Source organism: Neorhizobium sp. DAR64860/K0K1, assembly GCF_050500205.1.
Taxonomy (GTDB): Bacteria; Pseudomonadota; Alphaproteobacteria; order Rhizobiales; family Rhizobiaceae; genus Neorhizobium; species Neorhizobium soli.
The window spans coordinates 192588-212238 of the sequence record NZ_CP191459.1; the positions used below are offsets into that span (position 1 = coordinate 192588).

At 60.2% G+C, this 19651-nt stretch carries 19 protein-coding genes; 16 read left to right on the plus strand and 3 right to left on the minus strand.

The genetic code is table 11. The features are described 5' to 3' along the window. Positions 1-2: 2 nt before the first annotated feature. Genes ACQY1J_RS05540 through ACQY1J_RS05550 form a run of 3 tightly spaced genes read left to right on the plus strand, consistent with a single transcriptional unit; the run spans position 3 to position 1396 of the window. Positions 3-296 carry a YciI-like protein gene (locus ACQY1J_RS05540; protein ID WP_062581670.1) on the plus strand — a complete coding sequence of 98 codons (294 nt, stop codon included), beginning with the start codon at positions 3-5 and terminating at the stop codon, positions 294-296. 7 nt (positions 297-303) lie between these two features. Then, a complete protein-coding gene (locus tag ACQY1J_RS05545) occupies positions 304-744 on the plus strand; it encodes an EVE domain-containing protein (protein WP_062462467.1) in 441 nt (146 codons plus the stop codon). 7 nt (positions 745-751) lie between these two features. Continuing rightward, positions 752-1396: a class I SAM-dependent methyltransferase gene (locus tag ACQY1J_RS05550; RefSeq protein ID WP_430250891.1), complete on the plus strand. Its 645-nt coding sequence runs from the start codon at positions 752-754 to the stop codon at positions 1394-1396. A gap of 5 nt (positions 1397-1401) precedes the next feature. Here ACQY1J_RS05550 and ACQY1J_RS05555 read toward each other — a convergent pair whose 3' ends face one another. Beyond that, positions 1402-1896, minus strand: coding sequence for a hypothetical protein (locus ACQY1J_RS05555; RefSeq protein ID WP_430250892.1), 495 nt, complete (start codon positions 1894-1896; stop codon positions 1402-1404). Between the two features lie 285 nt (positions 1897-2181). On the opposite strand from ACQY1J_RS05555, the gene sdhC reads away from it, so the two are divergent. The 13 genes from sdhC to lpdA all read left to right on the plus strand — a co-directional run bounded on the left by sdhC (position 2182) and on the right by lpdA (position 17260). Beyond that, positions 2182-2574: a succinate dehydrogenase, cytochrome b556 subunit gene (gene sdhC / locus ACQY1J_RS05560; protein WP_062462475.1), complete on the plus strand. Its 393-nt coding sequence runs from the start codon at positions 2182-2184 to the stop codon at positions 2572-2574. Positions 2575-2586: 12 nt separating this feature from the next. Then, complete coding sequence (gene sdhD / locus ACQY1J_RS05565; protein ID WP_062462477.1) at positions 2587-2967, plus strand: succinate dehydrogenase, hydrophobic membrane anchor protein; 381 nt, start codon at positions 2587-2589, stop codon at positions 2965-2967. A gap of 6 nt (positions 2968-2973) precedes the next feature. Further along, complete coding sequence (gene sdhA / locus ACQY1J_RS05570) at positions 2974-4827, plus strand: succinate dehydrogenase flavoprotein subunit (RefSeq protein ID WP_092659318.1); 1854 nt, start codon at positions 2974-2976, stop codon at positions 4825-4827. Between the two features lie 17 nt (positions 4828-4844). After that, positions 4845-5624: a succinate dehydrogenase iron-sulfur subunit gene (locus tag ACQY1J_RS05575; protein ID WP_062462483.1), complete on the plus strand. Its 780-nt coding sequence runs from the start codon at positions 4845-4847 to the stop codon at positions 5622-5624. Between the two features lie 201 nt (positions 5625-5825). Beyond that, positions 5826-6365, plus strand: a complete 540-nt coding sequence (locus tag ACQY1J_RS05580) for a protease inhibitor Inh/omp19 family protein (protein ID WP_062581681.1) — start codon at positions 5826-5828, stop codon at positions 6363-6365. Between the two features lie 21 nt (positions 6366-6386). After that, positions 6387-7550 carry a cell division protein ZapE gene (zapE, locus tag ACQY1J_RS05585; protein ID WP_113166658.1) on the plus strand — a complete coding sequence of 388 codons (1164 nt, stop codon included), beginning with the start codon at positions 6387-6389 and terminating at the stop codon, positions 7548-7550. 173 nt (positions 7551-7723) lie between these two features. Continuing rightward, positions 7724-8686 carry a malate dehydrogenase gene (gene mdh, locus ACQY1J_RS05590; protein ID WP_092659322.1) on the plus strand — a complete coding sequence of 321 codons (963 nt, stop codon included), beginning with the start codon at positions 7724-7726 and terminating at the stop codon, positions 8684-8686. A 34-nt stretch (positions 8687-8720) separates the two neighbouring features. Next, positions 8721-9914, plus strand: coding sequence for an ADP-forming succinate--CoA ligase subunit beta (sucC, locus tag ACQY1J_RS05595; RefSeq protein ID WP_113111732.1), 1194 nt, complete (start codon positions 8721-8723; stop codon positions 9912-9914). Between the two features lie 15 nt (positions 9915-9929). Continuing rightward, the gene (gene sucD / locus ACQY1J_RS05600; protein ID WP_174197137.1) at positions 9930-10832 is read left to right on the plus strand and encodes a succinate--CoA ligase subunit alpha; all 903 of its coding nucleotides are present in this window, start codon (positions 9930-9932) and stop codon (positions 10830-10832) included. Positions 10833-11075: 243 nt separating this feature from the next. Further along, positions 11076-14075 carry a 2-oxoglutarate dehydrogenase E1 component gene (locus ACQY1J_RS05605; RefSeq protein ID WP_430250893.1) on the plus strand — a complete coding sequence of 1000 codons (3000 nt, stop codon included), beginning with the start codon at positions 11076-11078 and terminating at the stop codon, positions 14073-14075. A 61-nt stretch (positions 14076-14136) separates the two neighbouring features. Then, positions 14137-15393, plus strand: coding sequence for a 2-oxoglutarate dehydrogenase complex dihydrolipoyllysine-residue succinyltransferase (odhB, locus tag ACQY1J_RS05610; protein WP_430250894.1), 1257 nt, complete (start codon positions 14137-14139; stop codon positions 15391-15393). Positions 15394-15408: 15 nt separating this feature from the next. Further along, positions 15409-15822: an MAPEG family protein gene (locus ACQY1J_RS05615; protein ID WP_192077832.1), complete on the plus strand. Its 414-nt coding sequence runs from the start codon at positions 15409-15411 to the stop codon at positions 15820-15822. Positions 15823-15853: 31 nt separating this feature from the next. After that, entirely contained in the window at positions 15854-17260 is a 1407-nt protein-coding gene (gene lpdA, locus ACQY1J_RS05620) for a dihydrolipoyl dehydrogenase (RefSeq protein WP_092659328.1), read from the plus strand. 70 nt (positions 17261-17330) lie between these two features. Here the strand turns inward: lpdA and ACQY1J_RS05625 are convergent, their stop codons facing one another. Both ACQY1J_RS05625 and ACQY1J_RS05630 read right to left on the minus strand, forming a co-directional pair. Beyond that, on the minus strand, positions 17331-18311 hold the full coding sequence (locus ACQY1J_RS05625; RefSeq protein ID WP_430250895.1) for a TraB/GumN family protein: 981 nt from the start codon (positions 18309-18311) through the stop codon (positions 17331-17333). 244 nt (positions 18312-18555) lie between these two features. Beyond that, complete coding sequence (locus ACQY1J_RS05630; RefSeq protein WP_430250896.1) at positions 18556-19626, minus strand: TraB/GumN family protein; 1071 nt, start codon at positions 19624-19626, stop codon at positions 18556-18558. Positions 19627-19651 lie beyond the last annotated feature (25 nt).

Here is a 19651-nt window from a genome sequence, read left to right on the forward strand (position 1 = left end):
CGATGCTGTTTGCCTTCCTCTGCACCGACAAGCCCGGCCATCTCAACGTCCGGATGGAAACCCGTCCGGTCCATCTCGAACATCTCAACAAGCTGAATGCCGACGGCACGCTGAAGTTTGCCGGTCCTTTCCTGGACGATGAAGGCAAGCCGAATGGCAGCCTGGTCGTGGTCGAGGCTGCCGATATGGCGGCGGCCCGCACGCTTGCCGAGGCCGATCCCTATTACCTCGCCGGCCTGTTCGAAAAGGTCGACGTGAAGCCGTGGAACTGGACGATCAACAAGCCTGCGGAGTGAGATAACCATGGCCTATTGGCTCTATAAATCCGAACCGGATGTCTGGTCCTGGGAGCAGCAGAAGGCCAAGGGAAAAGCTGGCGAGGAATGGACCGGCGTGCGCAACTATCAGGCCCGCAACAACATGCGGGCCATGAAGATTGGCGACAAGGGGTTCTTCTATCACTCGAACGAGGGGCTGGAGATCGTCGGCATCGTCGAAGTCTGCGCGCTGTCGCATCCGGATTCCTCGGCCAAGGGCGATCCGAAGTGGGACTGCGTCGATATTCGCGCCGTCGAGGACGTGCCGAAGCCGATCACGCTGAAGGACATCAAGGCAAATCCGCAGTTCGAGAAGATGGCACTTGTCACCTCGATGCGGCTTTCCGTACAGCCGGTGACGGAAGAGGAATATCTCGAGATCTGCCGCTTGGGTGGTGTCAAGAACCCGCCCCGCTCGCCGGACTGACGCGTCCTTGAAAACCGACCCTGCGACCTTCATCCTCGCCAACACGGATGTCACCGCGCCGCCGCATGTTCCGGAGATCCGGCTTCATCTGGCGACCGAGGCGCATGACCTCTGGCTGAAGACCGAGGAAGAGTTGCAGGCGATCGGTCTGCCGCCGCCGTTCTGGGCCTTTGCCTGGGCCGGCGGGCAGGGGCTCGCCCGCTACATCCTCGATCATCCGCAGACGGTTGCCGGCAAGCGGGTGCTGGATTTCGCATCGGGATCCGGGCTGGTGGCGATTGCGGCAAAACAGGCTGCTGCAGCCCACGTGCTCGCCGCCGATATCGATCCCTGGACGGAAACTGCGGTGCGGCTTAACGCCGCGGAGAACGACGTAGAGATATCCTTCACGTCGCAAGATCTGATCGGGCGAGAGATCGAGGCGGATGTGCTGCTCGCCGGCGACGTTTTCTACGATCGCGGCATGGCCGATCTGTTGATACCGTGGTTTACCCGGTTATCGGAAGCGGGAAAGGTCGTTCTGGTCGGTGATCCCGGCAGGAGCTACTGCCCCAAGGATCGGCTTACCGAGATGGCCGTCTACCAGGTACCCGTCACCCGGGCACTTGAAGACAGCGAGGTCAAAAAGACGACCGTGTGGCGGTTCGCCTGAGACGACTATCGGCCGCCTCGAATGACGCAGACGCCGGCTTCAAACGAGCAGGATTTGTTCGAGGCCACCGCGTTGCCGCCCATCTCCTGCGCTACATCGATCACCTTGGCTTTCGGGGCGAGTGCCAGACTGCGGCGTTCCTGCTGCGGCCAGTAGATATCGTCGCGCACAAAATAGGTCCCATTGCCAGGGACCGAGTAGGCCTGGATCGAACCTGCATAGGTATCAATCCCGCGCGTGAAGGATGACGAGCCCTGATCAAAGCGACCCGATGCATAAGTACGGGTCATCCGGTTGATCTCGGCAGGACGGTTGCGTCGTCCGTCACCCTGGCGATCCCAGCGATTGTTTTCGACGAACTGGTGGCGATGGCCTCTGTCGTATCCACGGTCGGCATAGCCCTGATGGTGATGCCTGCGATCTGCCGCAGAAGCGACTGATGCGAAGGCTGCAAGCACTGCTGCGGCGATGACAAGGGGCTTGATCCGGTGACTGATCATGACGAACTCCGCGACACACAGGTTAACGAAACATTAACATGGAGCGAAAGCGGGTTTCTGGCAAGAAACCAATTGTTCGGGTTTGCCAGATATCGTGCCGCGATCTGGCAAACCCGAGACCTTGAGAAAAACACAATCGATTAAATTCTCGATCGTTTAGAATTGTTCTTGTCGTTGGGGAATTCCAAGATTAAACCACGCGAATGATGCAATGCACATTTTCTCGGCAGCGTGCATTGCCAAGGGCTCCCGCTCTTTGACGCATTACGACGCCGCGAGGTTCTGATGGCGAATGTGACTAACAACCGGCCTCTGTCGCCGCATCTCTCAATCTACAAGCCAATCCCCACAATGGTCATGTCGATCGTTCACCGTATCACCGGTGGCGCTCTGTATTTCGGCACGATCCTTGTCGCGTGGTGGCTGATCGCTGCAGCAAGCGGCCCGGCTTACTACGACTGGGCCAACTGGGCGCTTGGCAGCATTCCCGGCAAGCTGGTTCTTCTCGGCTATACATGGGCGCTGATCCACCACATGCTCGGCGGCTTCCGCCACTTCATGTGGGACTTGGGCCGTGGCTTCGAGAAGGAATTTTCGACCAAGCTCGCCATCGCCAACATCATCGCATCGCTCTGTCTGACCGTGCTGGTCTGGGTGGTCGGCTTCATCGTTCGCTAAGGAACAGCTTCCATGGATATGCGCACCCCGCTCGGTAAGGTCCGCGGACTGGGCTCCGCCAAAGACGGCACGGAACATTTCTGGCGTCAGCGGATGACCGCCGTCGCCAACGTGCCGTTGATGACCTTTTTCGTGATCTTCATGATCATCTATGCCGGCAAGCCGTTTGCCGAAGTGGTCGAGGCGCTGTCGAACCCGTTCGTCGCTGTTGTCATGGGCCTTGTCGTGATCTCGGGCATCATCCACATGAAGCTCGGCATGCAGGTCATCATCGAGGACTACGTGCACAGCGAGTTCGCGAAGGTCCTGTTCGTCATGCTCAACACATTCTTCTCGATCCTGATCGCCGGGCTTTGTCTGTTCGCCGTTCTGAAGATCGCTTTCGTAGGATAATCCGTCATGGCATCCGTCACCCCCATCGCTTCAGGCGCCTCTCAGACCGGCAAGGCCTATACCTATGTCGACCATTCCTACGACGTGATCGTCGTGGGTGCCGGCGGTGCAGGATTGCGCGCCACGCTCGGCATGGCCGAACAGGGCTTCAAGACGGCCTGCATCACCAAGGTCTTCCCGACCCGTTCGCACACGGTCGCAGCGCAGGGCGGCATTGCCGCCTCGCTGCAGAACATGACGCCCGATTCGTGGCAGTGGCATCTCTATGACACCGTCAAGGGTTCCGACTGGCTTGGCGACGTTGACGCCATGCAGTACATGGTCATGGAAGCACCCAAGGCCGTTTACGAACTCGAACATTACGGCGTGCCTTTCTCGCGCAACGAAGAAGGCAAGATCTACCAGCGCCCGTTCGGCGGCCACATGCAGAATTTCGGTGCAGGCCCGCCGGTGCAGCGCACCTGCGCTGCCGCTGACCGCACCGGCCACGCCATCCTGCACACGCTCTACGGCCAGTCGCTGAAGCACAACGCGGAATTCTTCATCGAATATTTCGCGCTCGACCTGATCATGTCGGATGATGGTCGCTGCACAGGCGTCGTTGCCTGGAACCTCGATGACGGCACGATCCATCGCTTTACCGCCAAGATGGTGGTTCTGGCGACCGGCGGTTACGGCCGCGCCTATTTCTCGGCAACCTCCGCCCATACCTGCACCGGCGACGGCGGCGGCATGGTGGCGCGTGCCGGCATGCCTCTTCAGGACATGGAATTCGTCCAGTTCCACCCGACCGGCATCTATGGTTCGGGCTGTCTCATCACCGAGGGTGCACGCGGCGAAGGCGGCTACCTCGTGAATTCCGAGGGCGAGCGCTTCATGGAGCGCTATGCGCCATCCGCGAAGGATCTGGCCTCCCGTGACGTGGTCTCGCGTTGCATGACGCTGGAAATCCGCGAAGGCCGCGGCGTCGGCAAGAACAAGGACCACATCTTCCTCCATCTCGACCATCTCGATCCGGCCGTCCTGCACGAACGTCTTCCCGGCATTTCCGAAAGCGCCAAGATCTTTGCGGGCGTCGACGTGACGCGCGAGCCGATCCCGGTTCTGCCGACCGTGCATTACAACATGGGCGGCATCCCCACCAATTACTGGGGCGAAGTGCTGAATGCGGACGCCAACAACCCGGAACGCATCCTGCCTGGCCTTATGGCCGTCGGTGAAGCCGGTTGCGCCTCGGTGCACGGTGCCAACCGTCTCGGCTCCAACTCGCTGATCGATCTCGTCGTGTTCGGCCGTGCCGCCGCCATCCGCGCCGGCCAGGTGATCGACCGCGAAGGACCGATCCCGGCACTGAACACAGCCGCCTGCGACAAGATCATGGACCGCTTTGACAGCCTTCGCCACGCCAGCGGCTCGACGCCGACGGCGATCCTGCGCGACAAGATGCAGCGCACCATGCAGGATGATGCCGCCGTGTTCCGCACACAGGAGTCGCTGGAATCCGGTTGCAAGCGCATGTCGGCAATCTGGGGCGAAATGCGCGACGTGAAGGTCACCGACCATTCGATGATCTGGAACTCGGATCTCGTCGAGACGCTCGAACTGCATAACCTGATGGCGAACGCGATCACCACGGTCTACGGTGCCGAAGCGCGCAAGGAGAGCCGCGGCTCTCATGCACGCGAGGACTATACGGACGGCGCGTTTTCCGGCCGCGACGATGTGACCTGGCGCAAGCACACGCTTGCCTGGGTCAACGACGCGGGCGACGTGAAGCTCGACTATCGCCCGGTCCACACGGACCTGATCGCCGACGGCATCGATCCTTACAAGATCGAGCCGAAAGCGCGCGTGTATTGATCTGAGGAAACTGGAACATGGTTGAACTCGCTCTGCCCAAGAATTCCCAGATGACCGAAGGCAAGGTCTGGCCAAAGCCGGACGGTGCCACGAACGTTCGGGAATACCGCGTCTACCGCTGGAGCCCGGATGACGGCCAGAACCCGCGCATCGATACGTTCTACATCGATATCGACGATTGCGGGCCGATGGTTCTCGATGGTCTTCTCTACATCAAGAACAATATCGACCCGACGCTGACATTGCGCCGTTCGTGCCGCGAAGGCATTTGCGGCTCCTGCGCGATGAACATCGACGGCACCAACACGCTTGCCTGCACCAAGGGCATGGATGACGTGAAGGGGACGGTCAAAGTCTATCCGCTGCCGCATATGCCTGTGGTCAAGGACCTGGTTCCGGATCTGACAAACTTCTACGCCCAGCACCGCTCGATCGAGCCCTGGCTGAAGACCGTCTCGCCGACGCCTGCCAAGGAATGGAAGCAGAGCCACGACGACCGTCAGAAACTCGACGGTCTCTACGAGTGCATTCTCTGCGCCTGCTGCTCGGCATCCTGTCCCAGCTACTGGTGGAACGGCGACCGCTATCTCGGTCCGGCTGTTCTGCTGCAGGCCTATCGCTGGCTGATCGACTCCAGAGACGAAGCCAAGGGCGAGCGCCTTGACAATCTCGAGGATCCGTTCCGGCTCTATCGCTGCCACACGATCATGAACTGTGCGCAGACCTGCCCGAAGGGTCTGAACCCTGCCAAGGCGATTGCCGAAATCAAGAAGATGATGGTCGAGCGCCGCGTCTAGTAAAACCTTACAGTATCCCGACCCTGCAGACGCAGGGTCGGGATTTTTCGATTAAAACAGCTCGCGTAATCGTGACAGTTGTCGTGCCTTCGCCAAATAGCGCCGGTATGACTTGATTAACTAAGTCCTTTTACGGTAATTCCGTCTCAATTGAATGGATCAGTTCCATGCAGAGATGCGGCTGAAAGCAGGAGTTTTGTGATGCAGTTCAGATATGTGGCGACAGGCGTTGTTCTTGCGCTGGCTCTTGCCGGTTGCCAGCGGACGTCCAATACCTCCTCTTATGCTGATCTGCCAGCACAGCCGTCCCGGCCCGCGCCGCTTCAGGCACAGCCTGTTCAGGGTGTGCAGGGCGGCCAGCTTCCACCTCCGGGTGGTGCAGCCCAATATCCGACGGCGCCTCAGGGTGGCCAGCAGATGGCATCCGTCGATCCGAATGCTGCGGCTCCTGCCAATGCTCTCGATATTACCAAGCAGCAGATGGTCGGCAACTGGCGCGTTGCCAATGGCGGCTCGTCCTGCGACATGTTCCTGACGCTGACCAATCTCGGCAGCGGATCGCGCGGCGGCACCCGTGGCTGCTCCGGCGAACTGACGACGATGGGTTCGTGGGAAGTGTCGGGCAAGATGGTTCAGTTCAAGAACCGCGCCGGCGACGTCATCGGCCGCGTCTACAAGAGCGGCGATACCCGTTTCGACGGCACCACCAATTCGGGCCAGCCTCTCGGTCTCAGCCGGTAAACGGTCTGCGGAGGCGGCAGGGTGGAGCCGATCCCGGACTACACATCAAGCGTCGGTGAAGAGCTGAAGGCACTGGCGGCGTCCGGGGTGCTGACGCCGGACACTGCGCAGATGCAGGTGGCCGCCAAGCTCGACCACATACTCAAATGCTTCAGAGACACGAAGCCAGCCAAGAAGACGAGTGCTCTCGGCTGGCTGTTTGCCCGCGGTGGCGGCAAGCCGCGGGAAATCCGCGGGCTTTATGTGCATGGCAGCGTCGGTCGCGGCAAGACCATGCTGATGGACATGTTCTTCAAGAAGGCATCCATCGCAAAAAAGCGGCGTCTGCACTTTCACGAATTCATGGCTGACGTGCATGGACGTATCCACGAGCACCGTCAAAAGCTGAAACGCGGCGAGACGAAACAGGCAGATCCGGTGCCGCCAATCGCTGCGGCCCTGTTCGCAGAAGCGGAACTTCTCTGCTTCGACGAATTCTCGGTGACCGATATCACTGATGCTATGATCCTTGCACGTCTGTTCACGGAATTGTTCGGCCTTGGATGCGTTCTCGTCGCGACATCGAACGTAGCCCCCGACGATCTCTACAGGGATGGCCTCAACCGCGGTCTGTTCACGCCGTTCATCGCGCTGCTCGGCCGCTACGTGGATGTCGTCACGCTGGACTCGCCAACCGACTACCGGATGCAGAAGCTGGCGAGCCTGCCCGTCTATGTGACGCCTCTCAGCCCCCAAGCGGATCTCGCGATCGAAAACACCTGGCATCAGGTGATCGACGGCGAGAAGGCGAGCCCTGTCGAGTTGCCGATGAAAGGTCGCACCATCAAAGTGCCGCTGGCGTCCGGCCGGGCTGCACGGTTCAGCTTTTCGGACTTGTGTGAAAAACCGCTAGGCGCGTCGGACTATCTGGCGATCGCCGATCGCTTTGACGCTGTCTTCATTGAGCACGTCCCGCAGCTCGGACCCGAAAAGCGCAACGCAACCAAGCGCTTCATCAATCTCGTCGATGCGTTCTACGACCATTCGGTCAGACTCTACGTCTCCGCCGCGAGCGAACCGGATCAGCTTTTGTTGGAGAAGCGCGGCACCGAGGGGTTCGAGTTCGATCGAACAATCTCCCGTCTCTGGGAGATGCGGAGCACCGATTACCTCGCTCTGCACAACGCAAAGCGTCAAGAAGCCTGACACTTTCATGACAGAATTTCTTACGTTTACGTAAGGTAATTGATATCTAACCGATTGAAAAATATCACTCCGAAATAATCGATTGCGATTTTTCCGATATGGCGCTATCGGTGGCGCCGCACGTGAACCTGCTATGACTTGACGCAGGTAAAGTCTTGAGAGGAAGCTTTTCGATGGCGCGCAAGAAAATTGCACTTATTGGTTCGGGCATGATCGGTGGCACGCTGGCACATCTTGCCAGCCTGAAGGAGCTGGGCGACATCGTCCTCTTCGACATTGCTGACGGCATCCCGCAGGGCAAGGGCCTCGATATTGCCCAGTCCGGTCCCGTCGAAGGCTTCAACGCCAAGCTTTCCGGTGCCAGCGACTATTCCGCCATCGAAGGCGCTGATGTCTGCATCGTCACTGCCGGCGTTGCCCGCAAGCCCGGCATGAGCCGCGACGATCTGCTCGGCATCAACCTGAAGGTGATGGAACAGGTCGGCGCCGGTATCAAGAAATACGCCCCGAACGCATTCGTCATCTGCATCACCAACCCGCTCGACGCGATGGTCTGGGCGCTGCAGAAGTTCTCCGGCCTGCCGAAGAACATGGTCGTCGGCATGGCCGGCGTGCTCGACTCGGCTCGCTTCCGCCTGTTCCTGTCGGAAGAGTTCAACGTTTCCGTCCAGGACGTCACGGCCTTCGTTCTTGGCGGCCATGGCGACACGATGGTGCCGCTCGCCCGCTACTCGACTGTCGGCGGCGTTCCGCTGACCGATCTCGTCAAGATGGGCTGGGTCACTGCCGAGCGTCTCGAAGAAATCATCCAGCGCACCCGTGACGGTGGCGCAGAAATCGTCGGCCTGTTGAAGACCGGTTCTGCCTACTACGCTCCGGCTGCTTCGGCGATCGAGATGGCCGAATCCTTCCTCAAGGACAAGAAGCGCGTTCTGCCTGCCGCTGCTTACCTGTCCGGCCAGTACGGCGTGAAGGACATGTATGTCGGCGTTCCCACGATCATCGGTGCCGGTGGTATCGAGCGGATCATCGAAGTCGAATTCAATAAAGACGAAGAAGCTGCCTTCGCGAAGTCGGTCGGCGCTGTTTCGGCTCTCTGCGAAGCCTGCATCAATATCGCGCCTGCGCTGAAGTAATCGCCTTCGGGCGCACGGATTTAAGGATACCTCGATGAACATTCATGAATATCAGGCCAAAGCCCTCCTGAAGGGTTATGGCGCACCGGTTGCGGAAGGTGTTGCAATCTTCTCCGCAGAAGAAGCCGAAGCTGCTGCAAAGCAGCTGCCGGGTCCGCTTTACGTGGTCAAGAGCCAGATCCACGCTGGTGGCCGCGGCAAGGGCAAGTTCAAGGAACTCGGACCGGACGCCAAGGGCGGCGTTCGCCTGGCTTTCTCGATCGATGAAGCCAAGAGCCACGCCAAGGAAATGTTCGGCAACACGCTGGTAACCGCGCAGACCGGCGACGCCGGCAAGCAGGTCAACCGCCTCTATATCGAAGACGGCGCCGACATTGCCCGCGAACTCTACTGCTCGCTGCTCGTCGACCGCTCGGTTGGTCGCGTTGCCTTCGTCGTTTCGACCGAAGGCGGCATGGACATCGAAGCTGTCGCTCACGACACGCCCGAGAAGATCCACACGATCGCGATCGATCCGGAAGCCGGCGTGACTGAAGCAGACATCGCTGCGATCTCTTCGGCGCTTGAGCTGTCGGGTGCTGCTGCGGAAGATGCGAAGTCGCTGTTCCCGCTGCTCTACAAGGCCTTCAACGAGAAGGACATGGCGCTCCTCGAGATCAACCCGCTGATCGTCATGAAGGACGATCATCTGCGCGTTCTCGATGCCAAGATGTCGTTCGACGGCAACGCGATCTTCCGCCATGACGACGTCAAGGCGCTGCGCGACGAGTCGGAAGAAGACGCCAAGGAAATCGAAGCCTCCAAGTGGGACCTCGCTTACGTGGCGCTCGACGGCAACATCGGCTGCATGGTCAACGGTGCCGGTCTCGCCATGGCGACCATGGACATCATCAAGCTTTACGGCAAAGAGCCTGCAAACTTCTGCGACGTTGGCGGTGGCGCCGGCAAGGAGAAGGTCGCAGCTGCGTTCAAGATCATCACGGCTGACCCGAAGGTCGAGGGCATCCTCGTCAACATCTTCGGCGGCATCATGAAGTGCGACGTCATCGCCGAAGGCGTTGTCGCAGCGGTTCAGGAAGTCGGCCTCAAGGTTCCGCTCGTCGTGCGCCTCGAAGGCACCAATGTCGAGCTGGGCAAGAAGATCCTCAACGAATCGGGTCTTGCGATCACGGCTGCTGACGATCTCGACGATGCTGCCAAGAAGATCGTCGCGGCGATCAAAGCCTAATTTGGGGACCTGATAATGTCTATTCTCGTTAACAAGAATACCAAGGTCCTGGTTCAGGGCCTGACCGGCAAGACCGGTACATTCCACACCGAACAGGCGCTTGCTTACTACGGCACGCAGATGGTCGGCGGTATCCATCCGAAGAAGGGTGGCGAAACCTGGACCGGTTCGAAGGGCGAAAGCCTGCCGATCTATGCGACTGTCGCCGAAGCCAAGGAAAAGACCGGCGCCGATGCGTCCGTGATCTACGTTCCGCCGGCAGGGGCTGCTGACGCGATCATCGAGGCGATCGAAGCCGAGATCCCGTTCATCACCTGCATCACCGAAGGCATTCCGGTCATGGACATGGTTCGCGTCAAGGCTCGCCTCGACCGTTCCAACTCGCGCCTGCTCGGCCCGAACTGCCCGGGCGTTCTGACGCCGGAAGAATGCAAGATCGGCATCATGCCGGGCTCGATCTTCCGCAAGGGTTCGGTCGGTATCGTGTCGCGCTCCGGCACGCTGACCTATGAAGCCGTGTTCCAGACGTCCAACGAAGGCCTCGGCCAGACGACGGCTGTCGGCATCGGCGGCGATCCGGTCAAGGGCACCGAGTTCATCGACATCTTGGAAATGTTCCTCGCAGACGAAGCCACGCAGTCGATCATCATGATCGGCGAAATCGGCGGCTCGGCTGAAGAAGAAGCGGCACAGTTCCTGATCGACGAAGCCAAGAAGGGCCGCAAGAAGCCGATGGCAGGCTTCATCGCCGGCCGGACCGCTCCGAAGGGCCGCACCATGGGCCATGCCGGCGCTGTCGTTTCCGGCGGCAAGGGCGATGCGGAATCCAAGATCGCTGCCATGGAAGCAGCGGGCATCAAGGTTTCGCCTTCGCCAGCACGTCTCGGCACGACGCTGGTTGAAGTCCTCAAGGGCTAACGCCACATAAAGGTCACCCATCGCCGATAGATAGACGGCGATGGACCAGACATCAAATGACCCGCGGGTTGCTGCATGCGACCTGCGGGTAAGTCGCTCCAGGCTAGGTCTACCCGAGGTAGGTCTACTAAAGAGCGGCGCCGCTCGCAGCGGTATCGAGCCATACGTCAGAGAATGCGGTTTCCGGTCAATTCATCCGGTGCCGATCAGGTCAGGAGGCGGGCGCGGCGCCCGCGGGAAGCAATGGCACGGCAAGAAGCCAACGAACAGTTCCTCATCACGTCTTTCCTCGATGGTGCGAACGCTGCCTATATCGAGCAGCTCTATGGGCGCTACGAAAGTGATCCAACGTCGCTTTCCGAGGAATGGCAGGCCTTCTTCAAGGCGCTGGCAGACAGCCCCGAAGATGTAAAGAAGGCCGCGCAGGGCGCCTCCTGGAAACGTTCGAACTGGCCGATCCCCGCCAATGGCGATCTGATCTCGGCACTCGACGGCAACTGGCCGATCGTCGAAAAGGCGATCGAGACCAAGGTCAAGGCGAAGGCGGAAGCATCCGCCGCGGCGACCGGCCAGCCGGTCCAGCAGACCGACGTTCTGCAGGCGACCCGCGACAGCGTGCGCGCCATCATGATGATCCGTGCCTACCGCATGCGCGGCCACCTTCATGCCAAGCTCGATCCGCTCGGGATCGCGAGCCCGGTCGACGATTACAACGAGCTGTCGCCGAAGTCCTACGGCTTCGAAGAGAGCGATTACGACCGCAAGATCTTCATCGACAACGTTCTCGGCCTTGAATACGCGTCCGTTCGCGAAATGATCGAGATCCTCGAGCGCACCTATTGCTCGACCATCGGCGTCGAATTCATGCACATGTCCAACCCCGAGGAAAAGGGCTGGATCCAGGAGCGTATCGAAGGTCCTGCCAAGGGCGTCACGTTCACGCCTGAAGGCAAGAAGGCAATCCTTTCGAAGCTGGTCGAAGCCGAAGGCTACGAGCAGTTCCTCGACGTGCGCTTCAAGGGCACCAAGCGTTTCGGCCTGGATGGCGGTGAATCGCTTATCCCGGCGCTGGAGCAGATCATCAAGCGCGGCGGTCAGGAAGGCCTCGAGGAAGTCATCCTCGGCATGGCCCACCGCGGTCGTCTGAACGTCTTGACCAACGTCCTCGGCAAGCCACATCGCGCCGTGTTCCACGAGTTCAAGGGCGGTTCGTTCAAGCCCGACGAAGTCGAGGGTTCGGGCGACGTGAAGTACCATCTGGGTGCCTCGTCGGACCGCGAGTTCGACGGCAACAAGGTTCACCTGTCGCTGACCGCCAACCCGTCTCACCTGGAAATCGTCAACCCTGTCGTCATGGGCAAGGCCCGCGCCAAGCAGGACATGCTGACCAAGGTCTGGGACAAGGACAACATCATTCCGCTGTCCGAGCGCGCCAAGGTTCTGCCGCTGCTGCTGCACGGCGATGCGGCCTTTGCCGGCCAGGGCGTGACGGCTGAAATTCTCGGCCTGTCGGGTCTCCGCGGCCACCGCGTGGCCGGCACGATGCATGTCATCATCAACAACCAGATCGGCTTTACCACCAATCCTGGCTTCTCGCGTTCGTCGCCTTATCCGTCGGACGTTGCCAAGATGATCGAGGCGCCGATCTTCCACGTCAACGGCGACGATCCGGAAGCGGTCGTCTACGCCGCCAAGATCGCCATCGAATACCGGATGAAGTTCCACAAGCCGGTCGTGGTTGATATGTTCTGCTACCGCCGGTTCGGCCATAACGAAGGCGACGAGCCTGCGTTCACTCAGCCGAAAATGTACAAGGTCATCCGCGCCCACAAGGCCGTGGCGGAGATCTATGCCGAACGTCTGATCGGCGAAGGTGTCATCACCGAAGGCGAATTCGAGAAGATGAAGGCCGACTGGCGCGCCAATCTCGAAACAGAGTTCGAGGCCGGCCAGAGCTACAAGCCGAACAAGGCCGACTGGCTTGACGGCCAGTGGTCCGGCCTGCGTTCCGCCGACAATGCCGACGAGCAGCGTCGTGGCAAGACCGCGATGCCGATCAAGGATCTGAGAGAGATCGGTCGCAAGCTTTCGACCATTCCGGAAGGTTTTAACGCCCACCGCACGATCAAGCGTTTCATGGATAACCGTGCGCAGATGATCGAGACCGGTGAAGGCATCGACTGGGCAATGGCGGAAGCGCTGGCGTTCGGTTCGCTGACCGTCGAAGGCACCAAGATCCGTCTTTCGGGTCAGGATTGCGAACGCGGCACGTTCTCGCAGCGTCACTCGGTTCTCTACGATCAGGAAACCGAAGAGCGCTACATCCCGCTTTCCAACCTGCAGGCTGGCCAGGGCAAGTACGAAGTCATCAACTCGATGCTGTCGGAAGAGGCAGTGCTCGGGTTCGAATATGGCTACTCGCTGGCGCGTCCAAACGCGCTGACGCTCTGGGAAGCCCAGTTCGGCGACTTCGCCAACGGTGCGCAGGTCGTGTTCGACCAGTTCATCTCGTCGGGTGAGCGCAAGTGGCTGCGCATGTCGGGTCTCGTCTGCCTTCTGCCGCATGGCTATGAAGGGCAGGGCCCGGAGCATTCCTCCGCCCGCCTGGAACGCTGGCTGCAGATGTGCGCCGAAGACAACATGCAGGTCGCAAACGTCACGACGCCATCAAACTACTTCCACATCCTGCGCCGTCAGGTGAAGCGCGACTTCCGCAAGCCGCTGATCCTGATGACGCCGAAGTCGCTGCTGCGCCACAAGCGCGCAACCTCGACACTGGCGGAAATGGCAGGCGAAAGCTCGTTCCACCGCCTGCTGTGGGACGACGCGGAGATGATCAAGGACGGTCCGATCAAGCTGCAGAAGGATGCGAAGATCCGTCGCGTCGTGATGTGCTCGGGCAAGGTCTATTACGATCTGCTGGAAGAGCGCGAAAAGCGCGGCATCGACGACATCTACCTGCTGCGCATCGAACAGCTCTATCCGTTCCCGGCCAAGGCGCTCATCAACGAGCTCAGCCGCTTCCGCAATGCGGAAATGGTCTGGTGCCAGGAAGAGCCGAAGAACATGGGGTCGTGGTCGTTCATCGATCCGTATCTGGAATGGGTTCTGGCGCATATCGATGCCAAGTATCAGCGCGTCCGTTACACGGGCCGTCCGGCGGCAGCATCGCCTGCAACCGGCCTGATGTCCAAGCATCTGGCACAGCTGGAAGCCTTCCTCGAAGACGCTCTCGGCGGCTGATTTTTCAGCCGTCTCCACCAATTGCTCCGAAACGATATCTGACAAACACGGAAAATAGATCATGGCCACCGAAATCCGCGTCCCTACCCTCGGCGAGTCCGTCAGCGAGGCAACCGTCGGCACCTGGTTCAAGAAGGTCGGCGACACGGTCAAGGCCGATGAGCCGCTGGTCGAACTGGAAACCGACAAGGTTACCGTCGAAGTCCCAGCTCCAGCATCCGGCGTTCTGACAGAGATCGTCGCCCAGAACGGCGAGACCGTCGGCCTCGACGCGCTGCTCGGCCAGATCTCGGCCGGCGGCGCTGCTGCCGGCACTGCCGCTCCTGCTGCACAGCCGGCGGAAGCCGCTCCGGCGAAAGCAGCCGAACCTGCACCTGCTGCCCCGGCACCTGCTGCCGCCGCAGCGCCTGCTGGTGGTTCGTCCATGCCGCCAGCCCCGGCTGCCGCCAAGGTTGCCGCCGACAACAACATCTCCACCTCGGATGTCGACGGTTCGGGCAAGCGCGGTCAGGTCCTGAAGGGCGATGTGATCGCTGCCATTTCCAAGGGCCCGGCTGCTCCTGCCGCACCGGCTTCGGTTCCGGCAGCTCCCCGCCCGGTTTCGTCGGCTGACGATGCATCGCGCGAAGAGCGCGTGAAGATGACGCGTCTGCGCCAGACGATCGCCAAGCGCCTCAAGGATGCGCAGAACACCGCCGCCATGCTCACCACCTATAACGAGGTGGACATGAAGGCTGTGATGGACCTTCGCAACCGATACAAGGACGTTTTCGAGAAGAAGCACGGCGTGAAGCTGGGCTTCATGGGCTTCTTCACGAAGGCCGTCACGCACGCGCTGAAGGAACTGCCGGCCGTCAACGCCGAGATCGACGGCACTGACCTGATCTACAAGAACTACTGCCACGTCGGCATGGCCGTCGGCACCGACAAGGGCCTCGTCGTTCCTGTCATCCGCGATGCCGACCAGCGCTCGATCGCCGGCGTCGAAAAGGAACTCGGCCGTCTCGCCAAGGCCGCCCGCGATGGTACGCTGTCGATGGCCGACATGCAGGGCGGTACGTTCACCATCACCAATGGTGGTGTCTACGGTTCGCTGATGTCGTCGCCGATCCTCAATGCGCCGCAGTCGGGTATCCTCGGCATGCACAAGATCCAGGAGCGTCCGGTTGCGATCGGCGGCCAGGTCGTGATCCGTCCGATGATGTATCTGGCGCTTTCCTACGATCACCGTATCGTCGATGGCAAGGAAGCGGTCACCTTCCTCGTTCGCGTCAAGGAAAGCCTCGAAGATCCGGAACGTCTGGTTCTCGATCTGTAATTTGCGGAGAGCAAAATGGACGCCGCTTCAGCCAATGCGACTTACCTCCTGGTACTTCTGTGCCTGAGCGTCGTCCTGCTTCTCGTGCATGTTCTGCTGCAGGGGAATTTCGCCACCAAGGATCGCGGCACGGCATGGAATGCCGGACCGCGGGACGGCGATAACGAACCCCAGAGCGTGATGGCCGGTCGTGCGGCCCGCGCTTCGCGAAACTACCAGGAAACCTATCCCGCCTTTATCGGCTTGCTGCTGGCGATGATCCTGACGGGTGACTCGTCGGGCTTCGGTCTGTTCGGGGCTGCGGTCTGGCTGGTGGCGCGGATCGTCTACATTCCACTTTATCTCAAGGGCATTCCGTATGTCCGCTCGCTTGTATGGCTGGTCAGCCTCGTCGGCCTCGCGCTGATGATGATCGCACTGTTCGTGTGACCGCCTCCTGCTCAATCAAAAGGATAGTCTGATGGCTTATGATGTTGTCGTAATCGGATCCGGCCCGGGCGGCTATGTCTGCGCAATCAAGGCGGCCCAGCTTGGGCTGAAAGTCGCCGTCGTCGAAAAGCGCTCCACCTATGGCGGTACCTGCCTCAACATCGGCTGCATTCCCTCCAAGGCGCTGCTGCATGCTTCGGAAATGTTTGCGCATGTGGCGCATGGCGTCGAAGAACTCGGCGTCGAGGTTCCGGCACCCACGCTGAACCTTTCGAAGATGATGGCGCACAAGGATGCGACGGTAAAGTCGAACACCGACGGCGTCGCCTTCCTGTTCAAGAAGAACAAGATCGACGGTTTCATCGGCACCGGCAAGATCGTTTCGGCCGGCAAGGTTTCGGTGACCGGTGAAGACGGCAAGGTCCAGGAAATCGAGACGAAGAACATCGTCATCGCCACCGGCTCCGACATCGCCGGGATTCCCGGCGTCAATGTCGACATCGACGAGAAGGTCATCGTCTCCTCGACGGGCGGTCTCACGCTAGACAAGGTCCCGGCCAACATGATCGTCGTCGGCGGCGGTGTGATCGGCATGGAACTCGGTTCGGTCTGGTCGCGTCTCGGCGCGAAGGTCACCGTGATCGAATATCTCGACAAGCTGCTCGGCTCGATGGACGCGGACGTTTCCAAGCAGTTCCAGCGCATGATGGCCAAGCAGGGCATGGACATCCGTACCGAAGCCAAGGTTACCGGCGTCGAGAAGACTGAAACCGGCGCCAAGGTCACCTATGAGCCGGTCAAGGGTGGCGATGCCGTCAGCCTCGAAGCCGATGTCGTGCTGATCTCGACGGGCCGCAAGCCGTATACCGCAGGCCTTGGCCTTGAAGAAGCAGGCGTTGCGCTCGACAATCGCGGCCGCGTCGAAATCGACGGCGGCTACAAGACCAATGTTGCCGGCATCTACGCGATCGGCGACGTGGTGAAGGGCCCGATGCTGGCGCACAAGGCCGAAGACGAGGGCGTCGCTCTCGCAGAGATCCTCTCCGGCCAGCACGGACACGTGAACTACGACGTCATTCCGTCTGTGGTCTACACCCAGCCGGAAGTGGCATCGGTCGGCCGCACGGAAGAAGAGCTGAAGGCTGCAGGCATCGCCTACAAGGTCGGCAAGTTCCCGTTCACGGCGAACGGTCGCGCCCGCGCGATGCTCGCCACCGACGGCTTCGTCAAGATCCTCGCCGACAAGGAAACCGATCGCGTTCTCGGCGGCCATATCGTCAGCTTCGGCGCCGGCGACATGATCCACGAGATTGCCGTGCTGATGGAATTCAGCGGTTCGTCGGAAGATCTCGGCCGGACCTGCCACGCGCATCCGACCCTGTCGGAAGCCGTGAAGGAAGCCGCACTCGCGACCTTTGCCAAGCCGATCCATATGTAATCGGCCAAGGCCAAAACTGATTTGGAGCCGCGGATCGAAGGATCTGCGGCTCTTTTCGTTTCGGTGAGGTCTATTCGATGCGCGTGACTTTGGCGCCTTGCTTGCGCAGAAGCTCGATAAGGCCTTCGCGACCCTGAAGATGGAGCGCCCCAACCGCAATGAACGCATTACCTTCAGCGAGAAAGGGAATGGCGCGCGCGGCCATGACGTGGTTGCGTTTGGTCAGAACGTTTGTTTCGAACTCGGAATACGTGTCAGCCGCCATCGTTTCCTTGCCCAGAGAATAGCTTCTAAGGAACGGACTTGTGCTTCTCAGGTCCCTGCTCGAATAGAGCTCAATCAGCGTCTCGAGAATGTCCTGGAACTGATCACGAAACACGATCGCCTCCACCAGTCCTTTGACCTGCCCCTCAAGCGACATGGCGTTCACCGCGCTGTATTGCTCCGCGAATGTTTCCAGCCCCTTGACGGGGATGTTGTTGGCGACCGCATCCACCGCAAGCTGCTGGTCCAGCGTTAACTGGCCTTTCTTCATTCGCTCCATGTCGCAGACCGGGATCGAGATGATTCTGGCGACGACCCCGGGTCTGAGATAGTTGACCGCCGACAGGGGCGCACCTTTGGCGACGAGTGCGGAATTCACATCCTCCCTCTGCTCCGCCGTCAGGAAGTCCTCTATGCGCTTTCCGGCCGGCATCATCATGACATCCGGCTGCATATACGCTTGGGCAATAGCCTGGGTAGGATCAAGGATTTCGGCGGATTCCAGCACGACGACCTTGGCACGGCGGTGTGCCTTTCGCGCTGCATCGGGAATTGCCAGAACCCGGGGGTCGTTCATGTGCATCGTGCCGAGCAGATAGGAAGGGGCTGACCCTTTCTTCTCGATCTTCCAGAAGATGCCGCGGCCGTTCGGGATCTTCTTTCCCTCTTGAACCACGCGCCTGTACTCCTGCGGGTTCTTCGCCTTGAGTTCGGCGAGAAGGTTCCGGCCCTCGCATTGTGGGGCATCATCCAAGGCTTGCGCCGTGCCGATCTGGGCACCGAACATTGCGCCAATGACCAGAGTGAAGAGCAGACATCTTAGGGTGGGCGGGAGCGAGATTTTTTTCGCGAACACAGAAAAGGAAAAACAGTCTCGTCTCATCATGCGCATACTCGAAACGGCCAGCGATCTGAGAACACCGGCTTTGAAATACCGATAGCAATGCATGAAGAATTGACGAGAACAGGAGTCTTTACAACCCCTGATGTTGCTGAAGGACCTGATGGCTGCTGGGGAGCGACGTCACGTCTTAGTGGACGGCGGTCATTCCGAAACCCTGCTTGCGCAAAAGCTCGACCAGCCCGTCATCACCGGGCAGATGCAGTGCGCCGACGGCGATGAAGGTGCTGCCTTCGTTGAGGATGGGTGCTGCGCGTTCGGCCATCAGCAGGTTGCGCTTGCGCACCACCAGTTCCTCGAATTCGGCATAGCCGCTATCATCGTCCTCGCCCTCAGGCACGACGGTCTTCAGGAAGGGGATGGTCATGCCCATGTCGCCGGAGAGATAGAGCCCGGTCATCGTCTCGAACACGTCGTCCAGCTTGGGGCCGAGCTTGATCGCCTCGATCAGCGACTTCAGGTGGATATCGACCGGAATGGCAGCCAACGTCGAAAGCTGCTCGGCAAAGGTCTCAAGCCCCTTCACCGACTTGCCGGCTTTCGCCGCATCCAGCGCCAGCTGCTTGTCGAGGAAAGGGGTGTTCTGGGTCTTGCGGGCCATCTCGCAGGCGGGCATCGAGACGAGGCCCATCAGCAGCCAGGGCTTCATTCTTGAGACGGCAGCGAGCGGCACGCCGCGCTGTTTCAGGGCATCGCTGAGAAGTGCGAGATCATCCTTCGTCAGCAGGCTCTCGATCGAGGTGCCATCGGTAAACATCGTCAGCTCCGGCTTGGACAACATGCCGGCCATTGCCTTCTGCTCGTCGAGCACTTCGTCTGACTCGACGACGATGGTCTTTGCTTCCTCGCGCGCGGCATCTGCGCCCTCAGGCATTTTCAGAACGCGTGGATCGGTCACATGCATGGTGCCGAGAAGGTAGGACGGGGGGAGGCCGGCTTTCTCGATTTTCCAGAAGATGCCGCGGCCGTTGGGGATTTTTTCGCCCTCTGCGACAACCTGCCGATAGGCGGCCGGATCGTTGGCCTTCATCTCCGCGATCAGGTCCCGCCCGGTGCAGGCCGGCGTCTCCGCGCGGGCGGCAAGCGAGGTGATCACGAGGCAGACCGAGGCCAGCAGCAGAACGTGCAAGGCGGCAAACACCCAAAGCGCAGCCGTCTGGGCGCGTTGAAGGATTGTGCCGGCGAAAATGCTGCGGATCATGTCATCAGTCCCAATTGTTGGGCTC

Bases quoted from the DNA above. Each gene is read 5' to 3' on its own strand.
- ACQY1J_RS05540 (WP_062581670.1), top strand. From the start codon at position 3: ATGCTGTTTGCCTTCCTCTGCACCGACAAGCCCGGCCATCTCAACGTC.
- ACQY1J_RS05545 (WP_062462467.1), top strand. From the start codon at position 304: ATGGCCTATTGGCTCTATAAATCCGAACCGGATGTCTGGTCCTGGGAG.
- ACQY1J_RS05555 (WP_430250892.1), bottom strand. From the start codon at position 1,896: ATGATCAGTCACCGGATCAAGCCCCTTGTCATCGCCGCAGCAGTGCTT.
- sdhC (WP_062462475.1), top strand. From the start codon at position 2,182: ATGGCGAATGTGACTAACAACCGGCCTCTGTCGCCGCATCTCTCAATC.
- sdhD (WP_062462477.1), top strand. From the start codon at position 2,587: ATGGATATGCGCACCCCGCTCGGTAAGGTCCGCGGACTGGGCTCCGCC.
- sdhA (WP_092659318.1), top strand. From the start codon at position 2,974: ATGGCATCCGTCACCCCCATCGCTTCAGGCGCCTCTCAGACCGGCAAG.
- ACQY1J_RS05575 (WP_062462483.1), top strand. From the start codon at position 4,845: ATGGTTGAACTCGCTCTGCCCAAGAATTCCCAGATGACCGAAGGCAAG.
- ACQY1J_RS05580 (WP_062581681.1), top strand. From the start codon at position 5,826: ATGCAGTTCAGATATGTGGCGACAGGCGTTGTTCTTGCGCTGGCTCTT.
- mdh (WP_092659322.1), top strand. From the start codon at position 7,724: ATGGCGCGCAAGAAAATTGCACTTATTGGTTCGGGCATGATCGGTGGC.
- sucC (WP_113111732.1), top strand. From the start codon at position 8,721: ATGAACATTCATGAATATCAGGCCAAAGCCCTCCTGAAGGGTTATGGC.
- sucD (WP_174197137.1), top strand. From the start codon at position 9,930: ATGTCTATTCTCGTTAACAAGAATACCAAGGTCCTGGTTCAGGGCCTG.
- ACQY1J_RS05605 (WP_430250893.1), top strand. From the start codon at position 11,076: ATGGCACGGCAAGAAGCCAACGAACAGTTCCTCATCACGTCTTTCCTC.
- odhB (WP_430250894.1), top strand. From the start codon at position 14,137: ATGGCCACCGAAATCCGCGTCCCTACCCTCGGCGAGTCCGTCAGCGAG.
- ACQY1J_RS05615 (WP_192077832.1), top strand. From the start codon at position 15,409: ATGGACGCCGCTTCAGCCAATGCGACTTACCTCCTGGTACTTCTGTGC.
- lpdA (WP_092659328.1), top strand. From the start codon at position 15,854: ATGGCTTATGATGTTGTCGTAATCGGATCCGGCCCGGGCGGCTATGTC.
- ACQY1J_RS05625 (WP_430250895.1), bottom strand. From the start codon at position 18,311: ATGTTCGGTGCCCAGATCGGCACGGCGCAAGCCTTGGATGATGCCCCA.
- ACQY1J_RS05630 (WP_430250896.1), bottom strand. From the start codon at position 19,626: ATGATCCGCAGCATTTTCGCCGGCACAATCCTTCAACGCGCCCAGACG.